Genomic DNA, 18,878 nt, shown 5'->3' on the forward strand with positions numbered 1-18,878 from the left:
ACGACGCCCCGAGGGTCGATCCAAGGCCGGTCGATAGGTCGCTCGGGCTGAAGATCGTCTGTCGAAAGAACGGTGACACTGGGCTGCTCTCGCGGAAACGAGAGAGAAACGACAGCGATCGCTGAGCTTCGACCCATCAACCCGCATGGCTCCAACTCAGGGACAGCCACAAAAGCAACAGTCACGATCGCACCATGAAACAATCCGGGGCCCTTCACGCGAAGAGCTAGCCCGGCCGCGTGGACACACGGCAGCAACGCTGGCCGGCAGCGCCCCATGACGGGTCAGCGATATGGCGCAAGCGAGGGGCGGCACGCGCCTGTTGGCCCCGGCGCGCCTCCCACCCTGCATCATCCAGTAATGATACAGCGGAGGGCGACCCTCCTAACAGAAAAAAACAGAAAAAAAGATACTTGCCGAAAGTCTGAAGGGCGACAAAGTACGCCGGCATGCAGCTTCGGGACACACATTCGAACCACGGACGGTCGTCAATCCGAACGAGTACGCTGTTCCTCACGTTCCTCCCGGGTTCGCGTGGCCAGGAATCCTAGCGATTCTACGTATATATGGCGTCGCCTGACCCGGGACGAACTTAGGGAACGAAGTTACTAGCTCGCGACGCTGCTCGACGTAGGGCGAAGCAAACGGCCGCGTTTTTGCGCCTTGGCGCAGCGCGCGACGACGGAGGTATTGCGTGAGGGGAGGGAGTCAGGGAGCGAGGGACATCATCGCCATTGTCGGCATGGCTTGCCGGTTTCCCGGGTCCTCGGACTACCGGCAGTACTGGCAGCTCCTCGTTCGGGAGGAGCACGCCATCCGCGAGATCCCGCCGAGCAGGTGGGATCCACGGGTCTATTATTCCCCTGATTTCAACGAGCCTGACAAGAGCATCAGCAAATGGTGCGGGCTCGTGGACGATATCGACGCCTTCGACCACCGCTTCTTCAGCATCTCGGAGCGTGAAGCGAAGAGCGTGGACCCTCAGCAACGCTTGCTCCTCGAGGAGACGTGGCACTGCATCGAGGACGCCGGCGTGCCCCTCAGGCAGCTCCGCGCCCGGACGACCTCGGTGCACGTCGGCTTCATGGCCAGCGATTATCACCAGGAGTCCGCGGCCCTGAACCGACCGATCGACAGCTACGCCGCCCTGGGGAGCTACAGCTCCATCCTCGCCAACCGGATCTCCTATACCCTGGGGCTACGCGGCGCGAGCCTCGCCCTGGATGCCGCCTGCGCGTCGTCCCTCGTCGCGCTCCACGAGGCCAGGCGCTCCCTGCAGCGAGGCGAGAGCGACTTCGCGATCGTCGCGGGCGTGAGCCTCAACTTTCACCCATGGAAGTACATCTCCTTCTCCAAGTCGCGCATGCTCAGCCCGGACGGGCTATGCAAGACGTTCGATAAGGACGCCAACGGCTACGTGCCCGGAGACGGGGTGGGCGTCCTTATACTGCGTCCGCTCGCCGAGGCCATCGCGGCCGGAGACCATATCCACGGCATCCTTTCGGGCTCCGCGGTGAATCACACCGGCGCATCGCGCTCCATCACGGCGCCTCGCGTGGCCGCCCAGCGGGACGTCATCGTCGACGCGTACGAGGACGCGAGCTGGAGCCCAGAGACGGTGACGTACGTGGAGGCGCACGGCACAGGCACCTCGCTCGGAGACCCGATCGAGCTGGAGGCGCTCACCGAGGCGTTCCGCCGCTACACGCAGAAACGGCAGTACTGCGGGATCGGGTCGGTCAAATCGAACATCGGCCACCTCGAGGCCGCCGCGGGCGTGGCCGGGGTCATCAAGGTGCTCATGATGCTGAAGCACCGCACGATCCCCCGGACGCTGCATGTCCAGACGCTCAACCCCCTTATCCATTTCGAAGAGACGCCCTTCGTGGTCGCCACCCGCAGCAGCGAATGGCGACCGGCCGGGGACCTGCCCCTGCGGGCAGGGGTGAGCTCGTTCGGCTTCGGCGGCGCCAACGCCCACGTCCTCCTGTCCGCGTACGAGCGCAGCCCCGCGCGCCTCGATCCGCGCGCGCGAGCCGAGCTCGGCTCCCCCCATGACGTGGCCTCGCCGTGCGCCGCCGCAGACGGCTCGGCGGCGCACGGCCCCCGGGGACGCGCGGACGAGCGCGAAGGCACCGTGTTCATCGTCTCCGCCCGGTCAGCTCCTTGCTTGACGAGGACCTTGCAGCGCTGGGAGACCTTCGTCGACGAGCACCTCGCCGGGGAGAGCCGGGCGCTCTCGCTCCGCGACGTGGGCGCGACCATGGCCGCCGGGCGGGAGAGCTTCGCCTATCGCCACGGCTTCTACGCGCGCGACGCGCAGGAGCTCCGCCGCCTCATCAAGGAGCCGCCCAGCCGCCTGGAGAAGAGCACTCCGCCCCGCTGGATGACGCGCTTCGGCGCCCTCGCCCTCGGGCGAGGCAGGCCCGTCGCGACGCTGCTCGGCGCGCGCCACCTGATCGAGCGGCACGTCGACGCCCTCCGGAGCTTCCTCGAGGAGCCCGAGCTCGGGCCGGCGGCGGAGCTCTACGAAAGCGGCGACGCGCCCGAGCGCCACGAGCCGCTGCACGCGTTTCTGTTCGGGCACGCGTACATGTCGGCGCTCGCCGACCTGAACCTCAGGCCGTGGGCGACCACCGGTGAGGGTCACGGCGCCTGGTTGGCGCTCGCGCAGAGCGGGATCCTGCCGCTGAGCGCCATCGTGGCGGGCCTCCGGGGCGGCGAGGAATGGCGGCGCCTCCCGCCTCGCCGTCCCACGTTGCCGTTCTTCGATCCGATCCGCTCGACCTACCTGATGCCCTATCGCCTGGACGCCGAGTACCTGTCCTCCCTCGTGGAGGGGCTGCCGGTGCCAGCGACGGCGGTCGAGGGAGTGCTCGCGAGAGCCCGGCCCCTCTGGGGAGCGCAGTTCACCTTCAAGAAGTTCCTCGACGAGTGGTCGCCGGTGCTTCAACCGCTGGGCACGACGCCTGAGCGCCTGCTCCAGGAGGAGCTCCCCGCCTCGGACGCGCGTCGCTCGCTGGCCGCGATCGTCGTGCAGAGCTCCGTGCGGAGGCTGAACCGTCGATGGCAGCTGACGGACACGCTCTCCTCCGGCGATCCGCGGGTGAACGAGCTGGTGGACCTCGTGGTGGACGGGCTCATGCCGCACGAGGCGGTGGTGCGGCTCGTCCTCGCCCCTCGACCGGACCTCGACGCAATCGCCGAGATCCTGCGCCAGCGCCAGGGGATGCTGGATCTCGACCAGCCCTACAGCGTGCTCCGGAAGCACAGCGAGCGCCTCGACGAGCAGGAGATCGGCGACTTCCCCCGGTGGATCCGGGGCATCGTCGACCGCGAGCCCGCGAGCCTGCCCCCCGGCGACGACGTCGCGTTCCTCGATCTCGGGCAGCTGGCGAGGCCCGCCGGGCCGGGGCTGGCCATCCCCGTGCTGGATCAGCCCCTCGAGCTCACGGCGCTGCGCCTGTGGCTGGAAGGGACCGATATCCGCTGGGAAGAGCTCTTCCCGGAGGGGAATTTCGCGAAGGTTCCGCTGCCGGGCTACGCCTTCGACAGGGGGCGCTTCTGGCTGCCGGAGGGCGAAGGCGCCCCCTCCCCGGTCAGGGCTCCGGGGCAGCTCGACGGCCGCTCCGAGCAGGCGGGCGCGGCTCCGCCGCTGCCGGCCCGGCAGGAGGGCGCGGACGCCGCGCCGCTCCCCGCCCGGGTCGGCGTGGGCCCCGCGGCGGGCGCGGTGCGGCGGGCAGACGCCGCGAGCACCACACCCGAGCGACGCCCGCCGCTCACGCCCGACGAGAGCGCGAGCCAGGCTCGACGCGCCTTCACCTCCAAAGACCGCCTGATCGCCGCGCATGTCATCTCGGATCGCCCCATCGTGCCCGGCGCCCTCATGGTCGAGATGGCCCTGGAGGCGTCGCAACGGCTCCACGCTCACCCGACGACCACCCTGAAGGACGTCCTCTTCCAGCGGGCGGTACCGGTGGATGCACCGGCGGAGCTCACACTCGAGATCGAGCCTGAAAGCAGGCGATTCAGCGCGAAGCACGCCGGCCATGGGATCTGTCGTGGCGCTTATGGGCACGAGCCCCCGCCCGCGCTGGAGGCCCTCGACCGAGAGGCGCACGCGTGCGACCGCCGGGCAGACCCTGACCTCTACAGCGGCCTGGCGCGCGTCGGTTATCGCTATGGCGCCAGCCTGCAGGTGATCGCCGCGGTCGGGCAGGTCGGCCAGCGTCACGTGTTCGAGCTCCGCTCGGCGGCGGCCGGCCCCGCGCGCCTCGCCGGCTTCGACCCCGCGCTCTTCGACGGCCTCCTGCAGGCGGCGCTGGTCGTGGGGCAGCGCCTTGGGGCGTTCAGGGGGGGCGGCGCGCTCTACGTGCCCCAAGCCATCGCCCTCCTCGAGCAGCTCGCTCCGCTGAACGCGGGCTGCCTGGTGTGCATCGACGAACGCGACGTCTCCGTCGAGGACTACGGCCTGCTCGCCGATCTGCGCGTCCATGATCTCTCGGGCGCCGGCCTGCTCCGGGTCGAGGGCATCTTCTTCCGCAGGGTGCCCCGGGGATTCCTGGGCAGCGCACCGGAAAACCCCTCCGAGCGCCCCGTAGCCGCGCCGCGCCGCCGTGACGAGGGCAGCTCGCCCGGGATCGCTGCGGCGTGCTATCGACCCGTCTGGGAGCGACAGCGGCCCGCCGGCCGCGGGGGGGCAGCGCTGGGCCATCACGCGATGGCGATCCTCCGCTCCGAGGCCCAGTCCGTGGCCTGGCTGGAGCCGCTGCGCGCCCGCTATGCGCACCTCACGGTCGCGCGGCTCGGCGGCTCCCCCGCGCAGGCGGGCGACGGTCGGCTCGTCCTGCGCGACGACCAGGAAGAGGACTTCTCGGCGCTGCTGCGCCGCGTGGAGCGAGAGGCCGCCGGCGAGGGGGTGGATATCTATTTCCTGGCAGCGCTCACCCCCGCGGCCGCCCCCGCGCCCTCGCCGCCTGCGCCGCTCGATCCGGCGCTCGGCCCGGAAGACGAGGCGGCGGCGCGCGGCGCGTTCCTGCTCGCCAAGGCCCTCGTCAAGAGCGGGGCGCAACATCACCTGATCATCGGCACGCGGCATTGCCAGGCGGTGCTGCCTGACGATCGAGGCGAAGGGTTCCGCCAGGAGGTGCTCTGCGGCATCGCCAGGACGCTGGCCCAGGAGAACCCCCAGCTCCGCGTCCACCTGGTGGATCTCGACGCCGCCGATCCGCGCGCGTGCGCCGGCCACCTCGTCGAAGAGCGCGGCGTGCTCGACCAGGTGGACCGGGTAGCTTACCGCGACGGCGTCCGGTACGTCCGCGCCTTCGCGCCGATCGAGGAGCCCGGCGCGGCGCCCGCGCCCTCGCCGTTCCAGGACGGTCGGGTCTACCTGCTGCTCGGCGGCGCCGGAGGGCTCGGCCTCCGGCTCGCCGAGCACATCGCCTCTCGCGCCCGCGCTCGGCTGGTGCTGGTCGGCCGCTCCCCGCTCGGCGAGGAGGCTCAGCGCCGCCTCGCCGCGCTGAGCCGCGACGGCTGCGAGGTCCTTCATCTGAGGGCGGACATCAGCGATCCGCAGCGGTGCGAGGAGGTCGTCGCGACGACACGGCAGCGATTCGGGGCCATCCACGGCGTGCTGCAGCTGGCCGGCGTCGTGGAGGACAGGTTGATCGTCGGCAAGTCCTGGGACTCGGTGCGGCGAGAGATGGCTCCCAAGGCGCAATGCGCCTGGTCCTTCCATCAGCTCACCCAGGGCGAGCCGCTCGATCTCTTCGTCACCTTCTCCTCCGTGGTCTCCCTCGTGGGCAACCGCGGCCAGGTGGGTTACGCCGCCGCCAACAGCTTCCTCGACGGGTTCATCCACCACCGGGCCCGGAGCGGCGCGCCTGGCAGGAGCTTCGGGGTGAACTGGACGCTGTGGGAGGCCGGCGGGATGGGCACGCATCCCGAGATCGCGCGTCGGTTCTCGGCGCGCGGGCTCCCGCCCATCGGCGAGCGCGCAGCGCTCGACGCGCTCGACCGGCTGATGACCCAGTGCCCGTCGCCTCAAGGGATCGTCCTCGCCCGATCGGCAGAGCACCTCTTCCCCTCGGCGCGACCCGCTTCAAACACCGTCTCTCCCGCGCCGGAGCGCGGCGGGCAGGGTCGAACCCCAGTTAACGAACAAGGGCCAGGGAACGCGAGCATGGCATATCGGTCGCAATCATCGGGTTCTCGTGAAGAGCTCCACGCGGCGGCGCGAGAGGACAGACCGCAAGCGGCGCGCATCGAGGGCGATCTCCGCCGGCTCGTCGCCACCAAGATCCAGGCGGTATCGAGCGCGATCGACGCGGAGGAGCCGTTCTTCTCCCTGGGGGTCGACTCCGTGGCTCTCCAGGAGATCACGGAGCACCTCGAGCACACCTATGGGTCGTTGCCGCCCACGCTGCTCTTCGAGCACCCGAACATCCGCAAGCTGGCCCGCTACCTCGCGGAGCGCGCCCCCTCCGCGCCCGCTGCGCCGGGGGAGGCGGACCAGGCTCCGGCGGAGGTGCCGTCGGGCGAGGCTGAGCCCACGCCGCCCGCCGCGCATGCGGTCGTCCCCTCCCCCGCTCCGGAAGCTCCCGGAGACGCCCCGTTCCGCGCCGCAGGGGCAGAGCGCGCCGCGACCAGGGAGGAGCGCGACGCGCCGGGTACGCCCGCCGCTCCGACCTCCCGGCGCCCGCGGCCATCCTCCGCGATCGCGATCGTCGGCATGAGCGCTCGCTTCCCCAGGTCCCCCGATGTGGATGCGTTCTGGGAGAACCTGCGCGCGGGCCGGGACTGCATCGAGGAGATCCCCGCCGAGCGCTGGGACCACCGGCGCTACTTCGAGGAGACACCGCAGCCCGACAGGACGTACGGGAAGTGGGGCGGCTTTATCGAGGACGTCGCGTGCTTCGATCCGATGTTCTTCAACATCTCCCCGCGAGAAGCGGAGCAGATGGATCCGCAGCAGCGCCTCTTCCTGGAGTGCGCGTGGGCCACCATGGAGCATGCGGGCTACGGCGATCCGCGCGCGTACAAGGACGACGCCGTGGGCCTGTTCGTCGGGGTGATGTGGAACGAATACAGCCGTATCGGCAGCCGGCTCACCCACCAGACCGGGCGCTACGCCGGGCCAGGCTCGCTCTACTGGGCGATCGCCAACCGGGTCTCCTACTGGATGAACTTCACCGGCCCGAGCCTGGCCATCGACACGGCGTGCTCCTCGTCGCTGATCGCCGTCCACCAAGCCTGCGCGAGCATTCAGAACGGAGAGTGCGACATGGCGGTGGCCGGCGGGATCAACCTCTCGATAGATCCTGACAAATATCTCTATCTGGCGCAATCCAGGTTCCTGTCCCTCGACGGGCGCTGCCGCAGCTTCGGCGAGGGCGGCACCGGCTACGTGCCCAGCGAGGGCGTCGGCGCCGTGCTCCTCAAGCCGCTGGACCGGGCCCTCGGCGACGGCGATCACGTGTACGGCGTCATCCGCGGCTCCGCGATCAACCACGGCGGCAGGGCCGCCGGGTTCACCGTGCCCGATCCGGAGTCCCAGGCGAGGCTCGTGCTCGACGCGCTTCGACGCGCGCGTGTGTCGCCCGATCAGCTGGGCTACATCGAGTGCCACGGCACGGGCACGGCGCTGGGAGATCCCATCGAGATCGCCGGCCTCACCAGGGCGTTCCGCGAGGCCGGCGCCACGCGCCGGAGCTTCCCCATCGGGTCGGTCAAATCCAACCTGGGCCACCTGGAGGCCGCCGCCGGGATCGCGGCGCTGATCAAGGTCCTCCTGTGCATGCGGCACCAGGCGATCCCGAGGAGCCTGCACAGCGAGACAAAAAACCCCAACATCCATTTCGACGCCGTTCCGTTCGAGCCCGTGAACGAGCTTCGCCCATGGCAGGCGGACGGCGGTGGCTCTCGCTTCGCGGGCATCAGCTCCTTCGGCGCGGGCGGGTCCAACGCCCATGTCATCGTCGAGGCGCACGAGCCCCACGTGCGCCGCGGCGCGGGCGAGGACGCCGCGGGCGAGGAGGCGCTGTTCCTGCTCTCTGCGAGGAACCGCGAGCGGCTCAACGCCGCGACGGCGCGGCTGCGGGACTTCCTGCGCGAGCAGGCCACCGAGTCCCCCTCTCTGGGCGACATCGCCTATACGCTGCAGGTCGGGCGCCAGTCCATGGATCACCGGCTGGCCCTCATCGCCTCCAGCCGGGAAGAGCTGCTCGCCAAGCTGGACGCCGTGCTCGCCGGTCGCGGCGAGGTGCCCGGTGTGCTTCACGGTCAGGTCCAGGGGCACAAGACCGCTTCGTTCTCCATGGATGGAGACGCCGAGGATCGTGAATACCTGGAGAAGCTCGTCCGCAACCGCAAGCTGCCCAAGCTCGCCGGTCTGTGGCTGCAGGGGCTCTCGATCCCCTGGGAGCTTCTCCACGAGGGTCCCAGCCGCAAGCGGACCGCCCTGCCGACGTACCCTTTCGCTCGCGAGCGCTACTGGTTGCCCAGCGTGGAGAGCGTATCGTCGGCCCCCGCGCCCTCCCCCACCACCCCCGCATTCGAAGCGCCCGCCGCGCCCGTGGGAGCGCCTGCGCCTCGCGGGGAGACAGGCGTTCTCGAGAACTTCTTCTTTCACCCGCAATGGTCTCTGGCGCATTTGGATCCAGCGATGGCCGTGGGCGGCGCAGCCGTCCAGAGCGCGCTCGTGATCTTCACGCCGGAGGGCGCCCCTCTCGCCGAAGCCCTGGCCACGAGTCACCCCGGCGCCCGTATCGCCCGTGTTCTCCTCGGCGCGCAGCGAGAGCCCTCCGCATACAGCCTCTCCGATGCTCGGGACGGCTCGGCGGTGCGCGCCGCACGGCCGTCCCTCGGAGCGTCCGGAGCGGTGGAGGTTCAGGCCGACGATCCCGGCGCGCTGGAGCGCGCCCTCCGGGACCTGGCTGCCGCCGGCCTCTCCCATCTGGATGCCGTCTATTTCCTCGGTGGGCTGTCCGCGCAGGAGCCCGCTGCAGGCGATCTGGACGCCCTGGAGCGCTCCCAGCAACGAGGGTTGCTGTCCCTGTTCCGCCTGGTGAAGGCCCTGGACGCCCTGGGGCTCGCGCCGTCCTCGTGCCACCTGAAGATCGTCACCAACGATGTCTGCGCGGTGCGGGCCGGGGATCCCGAGCGGCCGCTGGCCGCGGGGATGTACGGCCTCGCCCGCTCCATCGCCAAGGAGTATCCCCGGCTCAAGGTCAGCTGCATCGACGTCGGGACGGAGGAGCTCGGACGCCCGGAGGAGGCGCTGGCCAGCGCGGTGATCGCCGAGCCAGGCCACCTGCGCGGCAAGGAGGTGGCGCTGCGAGGCGGCAAGCGCTTCCAGCGCTCGATGGCCGCCCTGCCGCTGCCGCTGCCCGCGGCCGAGCCGTACCGCCAGGGCGGCGTCTACCTGGTGCTGGGCGGCGCCAGCGGCCTCGGTTCCCTGTTCAGCCAGCACCTCGCCGAGGCCCACGGCGCCCGGTTCGTGTGGCTCGGCCGACGCCCCCTCGGCGACGGCGTGAAGCAGCAGATCAGCGAGGTCGAGGCGCGCGGAGGCGAGGTGCTCTATCTCCAGGCCGACGCCGGCGACCCGACGTCCCTGCGCGCGGCCGTCGCCCGCGCCAAGGCTCATTTCGGCGCCCTCCACGGGGTCATCCACTCCGCCGTCGTCCTCGGCGACCACCCCATCGCCACCACCGACGAGGCCACCTTCACCGCCGGAGTCCGCGCCAAGATCGCCGGCAGCGTCGCCGTCCACCAGGCCGTCGCCGGCGAGCCCCTCGACTTCTTCCTCTATTTCGGGTCGATCGCCTCGTATCTCAACAACGGCGGCGCCAGCCCGTACGCCGCCGGTTGCACCTTCCAGGACAGGTACGCGCTCTTCCACCGCGCGCGTGCGCCCTACCCGGTCCGGCTCATCAACTGGGGATACTGGGGCAAGGTCGGCGCCGTCGCCCGCACGGCCGATGTCCAGGGTCAACAGTTCGGCGCCATCGGCGTCGGTCCCATAGCGCCCGCGGACGGGATGGAGGCCGTGCGTCGCGTGCTCTCGCAGCGTGTGCCCCAGGTCGTCGCCGTGCAGCTCACGCGCGAGCCCACGGACCTCCTCGGCCATGAGCTGAGCCACACGACGACCGTCTATCCGGAGCGCTTCGAGCCCCTGCTCGCTCGAAGCTTGCCGCGCATCCAGCCCGAGCTCGACGCGGTCCGCGCGTTGCTGCGGTACCAGCCCTCGTTCGACAGGCTGGAGCGCTTCAGCGAGGATCTGCTGCTGTGCGCGTTCCAGGACATGGGCGCCCTCCGGTCGGGCGGCCGCGAGCCGGCGGCAGCCCTCCGCGAGCGGCTGGGCATCGCGGACCGCTACAGCCGACTCTACGACTCCCTGCTCGCGATCCTCGAGGGGGCCGGCTACCTCCGCATCCAAGGAGACGACCTCCTCATCAGCGATCGGGTGGCGCGCGAGGAGCGCGGTATCCAGCGGCAGATGCAGCAGCTCGCGGCCCTGCCGGAGATCGAGCCGTACGTCCGGCTGCTCTGGGCGTGTTATCAGCGCTATCCCGAGCTGCTCCGCGCCCAGGTCGCAGCGACCGACGTGCTCTTCCCGCAGGGATCGATGGATCTGATGGGCCGGCTCTACAAGGGCAACCCCACCGCCGATCATTTCAATGCTCTGGTCATCGGGAGCCTGCTCTCGTTCGTGGAGGCCCGCGTCGCGCGCCTGCGGCACGGCGAGAAGATCGCGATCCTGGAGGTGGGGGCCGGCACCGGCGGCACCAGCGCGTCCGTGCTCGACGCGCTCGATCCGTACGCGTCCCATATCGAGTACTTCTATACTGACATCTCCCGCGCCTTCACGCAGTACGGAAAGCGCCAGTACGGCCCACGCCACCCGTTTGTCACCTTCCAGCCGCTCAACCTGGAAGAGGACATCGCGGCGCAGGGTTACTCCCCGGAGCGGTTCGACGTGGTGCTGGGCGCGAACGTCGTGCACGCCACGAGGAACCTGCGCAATACCCTGCGGAGCATCAAGAGCCTCCTCAGGGCGGGCGGCTGGCTGATCCTCAACGAGATGACCCGGGTCGTCCATTTCCTCACGCTCACAGCGGGCCTGCTGGACGGCTGGTGGCTCTTCGAGGACGGGATCGAGCGCATGAAATGGTCCCCGCTGCTCAGCGCCTCGATGTGGAAGGGCCTGCTCGAGGAAGAGGGCTTCGGCCGGGTCGCGCCCCTCGAGCACAGCGACGGTGCCTCCTCCTGGACCATCCAGGGCGTGATCGTCGCCGAGAGCGACGGCGTGGTCCGCGGGCCGCGCGCCGAGCGCGCCTCCTCGCGCCCTGATGCATCCGCCGCGGCGCCGCCGCCCGCGGCGATCGCGCCCGCCCCCTCCCTCCCCGCCGCAGAGCAGGCCTCCACGTCGCGGCCGATGTCCCTGCAAGCCATCGAGAGCAAGATCATCGACGGCCTCGCGCGCACGCTGCAGATCGACAGGCCCGATCTCGACTCGGACGTGCCTTTCACGACGTTTGGCGTGGACTCGATCTTCGCCGTGGAGCTCGCCGGGATCATCGGTCGCGAGCTGGGCATCGAGCTGAGGACCACGGCCCTGTTCAACTATCCAACCACGCGCGCGCTCGCCGAGCACATCGCCACCACCTTCGCTCCCGTACAGGCGACCGCCAGCCCACCGCCGGGCGCGGCGGCGCAGCCGTCCCAGCCGCAGCCGCTCCAGCAACAGGCGCAGGCGCAGGCGCAACCGCCGCCGGCGCAGCCGCCGCCGGCGCAACCGCCGCAGCCGCCTTCTCCCGTCCAGGGAACGGCGCCGGCGAGCCGGCCGGCGTCGCCGCGGTTGGCCCTGGAGCAGGTCCGGCAGGTCACCCTCGATGCCCTCGCCGAGGTGCTGGCCGTCGATGCGCGAGAGCTCGACCTGAGCGCGACCCCGGAAGAGTGCGGCCTCGACGCGCAGCAGGCGGTCGCGGTGTCGAGCCGCGTCAATCAGGTCCTCGGGACGGGCGTCACCGCCACGGAGCTCCTCCGGCGCGTGCCCCTCTCCGAGCTCGTGGACCAGCTCGCCGCATCCCTCCCCACGCCCCGAGAGGCCGACGAGACGCGCGCCCCCCTCGTCGCGGCGCCCCTCGTCGCGGCGCCCCTCGCGCCGACGCCTCCTCCGGCGACCTCTGCGCGGACTGTCCGCAGCATGGATATCGCGGTCGTGGGCATCTCCGCCCGGCTGCCCGACGCCGAGACGGTCGCCGACTTCTGGCGAAACTTGTGCGATGGACACGACGCGATCCGCGAGATCCCGCCCGATCGCTGGCCCCTCGACGGGTTCTACGACCCCGATCCCGCCGCTCCCGCCCGCAGTTACAGCAAATGGGGCGGATTCCTGAGCGACATTGGCGGCTTCGACCCGCTCTTCTTCGGCATCTCGCCGCTCGAGGCGGAGCTCACCGATCCCCAGCAACGCCTCTTCCTCCAGGAGGCCTGGAGAGCCCTCGAGGACGCCGGGTACAGCGCCGACGCGCTGAACGGGCAACGGTGCTCCGTCTTCGTGGGGTGCAAGGACGGAGATTACGTCTACAAGCTCGGCGCCTCGGCGGATCCCTCTTATCGGCTCATCGGGAACACGCTGTCCATCCTGTCGGCGCGCATCTCCTATTTCCTCAACCTCAAGGGGCCGAGCGTCCCGATCGACACCGCCTGCTCGTCGTCGCTGGTGGCCCTTCACCTGGCCTGCCAGAGCTTGATCAGCGGCTCCAGCGACCTCGCCGTGGCCGGGGGAGTCGCCCTCATGACCACCCCGATCAGCCACGTCATGCTCAGCAAGACCGGCATGCTGTCCCCCACAGGGAGCTGCCGCACCTTCGACGACGCCGCCGATGGACTGGTCCCCGCCGAGGGCGCGGCGGCCGTTATCCTGAAGCCCCTCGACGCGGCCCTGCGCGACCGCAACCACATCTATGGAGTCATCCGTGGATCCGAGGCCAACCAGGACGGCAGGAGCAACGGCATCACGGCGCCCAGCACCCCCTCGCAGGCCGCCCTGGAGATCGAGGTCTACCGCAAGGTCGGCGTCCACCCGGAGACCATCGGTTACGTCGAGACCCACGGCACCGGCACCAAGCTGGGCGATCCCATCGAGATCCACGCGCTCACGGACGCGTTCGCCGCCTTCACCGACAAGAAGCGGTTCTGCCCGGTCGGCTCGGTCAAGACCAACATCGGCCACACGCTGGCCGCCTCCGGCATGGCCTCCCTCATCAAGGTGCTCTGCTGCCTGAAGCACCGCACGCTCGTGCCGTCGCTCCATTTCGACCGGCCGAACCGTCATATCGATTTCGACAACAGCCCCTTCTACGTGAACACCGCGACGAGGGACTGGATCCCCGCCGGCGACCATCCGCGCCGGGCGGCCATCAGCTCCTTCGGCATGAGCGGCACCAACGTGCACGTGATCGTCGAGGAGGCGCCGGCAGAGGCCGAGATCACGGCGCCCACGGTAGCCCCGTACACCCTTGTCCCGCTCTCTGCGAAGGCGCCGGGGCCGCTTCACCGGAAGGTGGTGGACATGATCGCCTGGCTCGACGCCGGCGGGAGCGACCACGAGCTCGGCGACATCGGATACACCCTCGGGGTCGGCCGCACCCACTTCCCCTTGCGGCTCGCCTTCGTGGCGCGCGACACGCGCGATCTGCGCCAGGAGCTCGCGGCGTGGCTCGCGCGCCACCCCGCGGCGGCCGACGCGCCGGCGCCTGCCGGGCAGCCAGATCCCACGTCAGAGCAGCTGGCGAGCCGCCTGGTGAAGGAGCTCCGCGACGCCCGCCCAGCGCGCGCCGAGGCCTACCGCGAGAAGCTGCAGGCGCTGGCCGACGTGTACGCGACGAGGCACGACCTCGAGTGGGCCGCGCTTTACGCTGGTCAGGCGCGGCGTCTGCTGTCCCTGCCCACGTACCCGTTCAACAACCGCAGGTTCTGGGTGGACGAGCCCCGGCAAAGCGGCGCCGAGCACGAGGCCCTGCCCGCCGCCGGCCCCGCGCCGACGCCTCGACCGGAGCGCGCGCCGGCCGAGCGCTCACGGCCAGAGGCCAGCCAGCCGGATCGCGCAGACCCGCGAGCGACCTCGATCCTCTATTTTCAGCCGACCTGGGAGCCTGCGGCCGCCGGGCCCGCGACAGGCCAGCTCCGCGGTCCAGTCCTGCTCTTCGACACCGACGAGGGCGCGCGCGATCGCCTGAGAGATCGCTGCGGTCCGATCCTGCTCGTCAAGCCGGGCGCGGAGTTCCGCGAGCTGGGCGACGGGACTTACGAGATCAACCCTGACGAGGAGACGAGCTATCACCGCCTCGTCGCGGCCTGCGGACAGCAAGGCATGCCGCCGCGCCACGTGGTGTACCTGTGGCCGCGCACGCAAGCTCCCGAGGAGGGTGGGCCGACCGTCCCGTTCTTCCGGGCGACGTCTCTGTGCCGCGCGCTCGCTGCCCATCTCCCGGCCCGCGGCGAGGGCACCGACATCCTGTACACCTACGGGCGGCGCGGTGACCGGCTGGACTCGACCCACGCGGCCATGAGCGGGCTGGCCGCCAGTCTCCGGCTCGACGTTCCGCACCTCCGCCTGAAGGCGCTCGGCCTCGACCCGCAGCGCATGGACAGCGCCGCGCTGAGCGACCTCCTCGTCGCCGAGATGACCGCCCCTCACGAGGGCGCGGTCCGCTACGAGGGGCGAGAACGGCAGATTCAGCGCTCGCGACCGTGGCGGCCCCACGAGGAGACGAAGGCGCCTCTCCGCAGCAAAGGGGTCTACCTGATCACCGGCGGCGCCGGCGGGCTGGGCCGGGTGTTCGCCGAGCACCTCGCGCGCCGCTTCCAGGCCAGGTTGGCCCTGTGCGGGCGCTCTCCCCTGACCTCCGCCACCGAGGAGCTGCTCCGCCGCCTCGCGCAGCTGGGCGCGGAGGTCGCCTACATCCGGGCTGACATCGCCGATCGCGAGGACGTGTTTGCGCTGCTGGGGCGCGTAGAGGCCCGATTCGGCGCGGTCCATGGCGTCATCCACAGCGCCGGCGTCACGGCCGACGCCAACCTGCGGAGCAAGGGCCGCGAGCAGATGGCCGCGGTGCTCGCGCCCAAGCTGCTCGGCGCCCTGCACCTCGACGACGCCACCCGCCATCGAGAGCTGGACTTCTTCGCCCTGTTCTCCTCCGTGACCGCCGTCCTGGGCAACATGGGCCAGACGGACTACGCCTACGCGAACAGCTTCATGGACCACTTCGCGGCGTGGCGCGAGGCCGAGCGGAAGAGCGGCCGCCGCACCGGGAAGACGGTGTCCATCAACTGGCCGCTCTGGCGAGAGGGCGGCATGGGCGTCTCGCAGGAGATGCAAGCGCTGTTGACCTCCGCCTTCGGCATGACCGCGCTCGACAGCGAGGCGGGCGTCGACGCCTTCACGCGCGCCGTGACATCGGAGCATCCTCAGGTCCTCGTGCTGGCCGGCGACGAGGCCAGGATCCACCACAGCCTGGGGCTCGCGGGGTCGCAGGCGACCGCCGGCGGGCCTCGCCCTGCGGCCCCGCGGGCGCGAGGGGCCGCCGTCGAGGCGCACGCGGAGGCGCCGTCCAGCGCGGCCGCTGCCCGGACCGCGCTGGCGGAGCGGGTCAAGGCGCTCCTGCTGGAGGCGGTCTCCAGGGTGCTGAAGCTCACCCCCGAGGAGCTGAATTACGAGACGCCGCTGATGGAATACGGCCTGGAGTCCATCAACGTCATCGTCCTCGCCAACCACCTGAACCGCACGTATGGCCTCGCGATCACGCCGGTGCGCTTCTTCGAGCACGAGACGCTGGCGTCGCTCGGCGCCTGGCTCTGCGAGGCCTACGAGGACCACCTGGCCCGGCGCCTCGGCGTCGCGTCCGCGCCGGCGGTCGAGCCCCCGGCCTCTGCCGCGGAGACCTCCGGGCCCGCGCGGCGAGAGCCAGCGGCGTCGAGCGCGCGAGATGCGCGGCGCTTCGATCCGGCCGTGCCCTCGGCCACCGCCGAGCCGGGCGGCTCTTCACGCGACGAGCCCGTGGCCATCATCGGCATCAGCGGGGCGCTGCCCGGGTCGAGCACCCTGAGCGCGTTCTGGGAGCACCTCGATGCGGGCCGCTGCCTCGTCTCCGAGCTGCCCGGAGACCGCTGGGACTGGCGCGCTCACGACAACGGCGAGCCGAACCGCAAGGGGCTGCGCTGGGGCAGCTTCTACGAGGACATGGACAAGTTCGATCCCATGTTCTTCGGCCTCTCGCCCCGGGAGGCCGAGCTGATGGATCCCCAGCACCGGGTCTTCCTGCAGACCGTGTGGAAGGCCATCGAGGACGCCGGGTACAGCCCCTCCGCCCTGAGCCAGAGCAACACGGGCGTCTTCGTGGGCGCGGCGGCGGCCGACTACCTCGATCTGCTGAACGGACACCGCACCGAGGCATACGCCCTCACCGGCACGACACACTCGATCCTGGCGAACCGCATCTCGTTCCTGCTCAACCTACACGGGCCGAGCGAGCCCATCAACACGGCGTGCTCCAGCGCGCTCATCGCGATCCATCGGGCGGTGGAGGCCATTCACACCGGCTCCTGCGATCTGGCCATCGCCGGCGGGGTCAACGCCATCCTCAGCCCCACGACCGCGCTGTCCATCGCGAAGGCCGGGATGCTCAGCCCGGACGGGAAGTGCAAGACGTTCGACCAGAGCGCCAACGGGTACGTGCGCGGCGAGGGGGCCGGCGCGCTGCTCCTCAAGCCGCTCCGCCGCGCCCTCGCCGACGGCGACCATGTCTATGCGGTCATCAAGGGCAGCGCCGAGAACCACGGCGGGCGCGCCAACTCGCTCACGGCGCCCAACCCGCGCGCCCAGGCCGATCTCATCGTCGCGGCGTTCCGCAAGGCCGGCGTCGATCCCACCACGGTCGGCTACATCGAGACGCACGGCACCGGCACCGCCCTGGGCGACCCGATCGAGATCAACGGCCTCAAGATGGCCTTCGAGCGGCTCTACGAGGCCCATGGCCGACCCGCGCCCGAGGCGCCCCACTGCGCGATCGGCTCGGTCAAGACCAACATCGGCCACCTGGAGGCGGCGGCGGGGATCCCCAGCGTCTTCAAGGTCCTCCTGGCGATGAAGCACCGCAAGCTGCCCGCGAGCCTGCACCTCCGCGACCTGAACCCGTACATCGAGCTCGAGGGCAGCCCCTTCCGCATCGTCACGCGGACGGAGGACTGGAGGCCCGCCCTGACCCTGGAAGGGCGCGCGCTCCCGCTGCGCGCGGGGATCAGCTCCTTCGGCGTCGGCGGGTCCAACGCCCACCTGGTGCTCGAGTCGTTCGACGAGGAGCGCGCCGAGGGCTCGCCGACGGCCGAGGGGCGGCGCGACCCTCATCTCATCGTCCTCTCCGCCAGAGACGAGGAGCGCCTGAGCGACGCCATCGACGCGCTGATCGCCTATCTCCGCGGGACCGCCCCGGAGATGCGACCATCCCTGGAGCGCATCTCGTACACGCTGCTCACCGGTCGTGACGTCATGAGCGCGCGGCTCGCCTGCGTGGCGACCGACGCGGAGGAGCTCATCACCTTGCTCTCCCGCCACAGGGCAGGCGAGGCGGTCGACGGGCTCTTCACCGGGCAGGGGGACGAGCCGCACGCCGCGACGCCCGTGCTGGCGGAGGGGGAGGAGGGCCGGCAGTTCCTGGAGGCGCTCGTCAGCAACCGCAAGCTGTCCCGGCTCGCCCGGCTGTGGGCCGCTGGGCTCACGCGCCTCGACTGGTCCGCCCTGTTCGGCGGCGCCCGCGTGACGCGCGCGTCGCTGCCCACCTATCCCTTCGCGAGGGAGCGGTACTGGGTGCCCGAAGGCGACGGCAAGCCGCGCTCGGGCCAGAACGGCGTCCATCCGCCGCCGGCGAGCGCCGAGAGCGCGCCACACCCGATGATCGACGAGGAGCTCTCCAGCCCTGATGGGCGCGTCTACCGGAAGGACCTGGACGCCGGGGTCTTCTATCTGAAGGATCACGTCGTCGCCGGCGACATCATCCTGCCGGGCGTGGGCCACCTGGAGCTCGCTCGCGCCGCCGGTGAGCTCGCGGGCGGCCGGCCGGTCCGGGTCATCCGCGACGTCATGTGGATCAAGCCCATCCTGCTCGGCGGGCCGCGACACGAGGTGCGGGTCGTGATCACCCCTGGCAAGCAGGGAGTCGAGTACCAGATCCGCCACGAGCGCGAGGGCCACGCCGCGCTCTACTCGCGTGGAAGGCTCGCCCACGAGCCCCCCACGAACGGTCACGGCGACGCGCACCGGTACGATCTCGAGGCCATACGCTCCCGCTGCCGCGAGCGCAGGGATCACGAGACGTTCTATCGGGGGTACCGGGAGGCCGGCTTCCATTATGGCCCCTCGTTCAGGGTCAACCAGGAGGTGCGCGGCAACGAGCGGGAGTCGCTGGGCGCGCTGGTCCTGCCGGATCACCTGCGCCAGGAGTTCTCCCGGTTCGGCCTGCATCCCTCCTTGCTGGACGCCTCGTTGCAAGCCATCACCGGGATCCGGCTCGATGGCGGCCGCGACGCGCCCTCCCTGAGCATCCCGTTCGCCCTCGGCCAGCTGGAGATCCTGGGGCCGTTGCCCCCGGTCTGCTACGCGTACGCGACGCTGGGATCGCGGCGCGGCGAGGGCGCGCGCGAGATCCTCAAGTTCAATGTGGCCATCCTCGACGAGACCGGTCGAGCCCTGGTGCGCATCACGGACTTCAGCGCGCGCGCCTTCAAGCAGGAGCAGGGCCGCGCGCCTTCCGCGCAGCCCGCGCAGCCGCTCACCTACTACCACGCTGCCTGGACGCAGAGAGCGCTTTGAGCATCAA

1 protein-coding gene is annotated in these 18,878 nt (G+C 70.8%); it reads left to right on the forward strand.

The annotated features are described in order from the left end of the window. Positions 1 to 694: 694 nt before the first annotated feature. Positions 695 to 18,871 (forward strand): SDR family NAD(P)-dependent oxidoreductase, encoded by an 18,177-nt coding sequence (locus tag WMF17_RS24355; protein WP_437643500.1) that lies wholly within the window; start codon positions 695 to 697, stop codon positions 18,869 to 18,871. Positions 18,872 to 18,878: the final 7 nt, after the last annotated feature.

This window comes from Sorangium sp. So ce362 (genome assembly GCF_051519845.1).
Classification (GTDB): Bacteria; Myxococcota_A; Polyangia; order Polyangiales; family Polyangiaceae; genus Sorangium.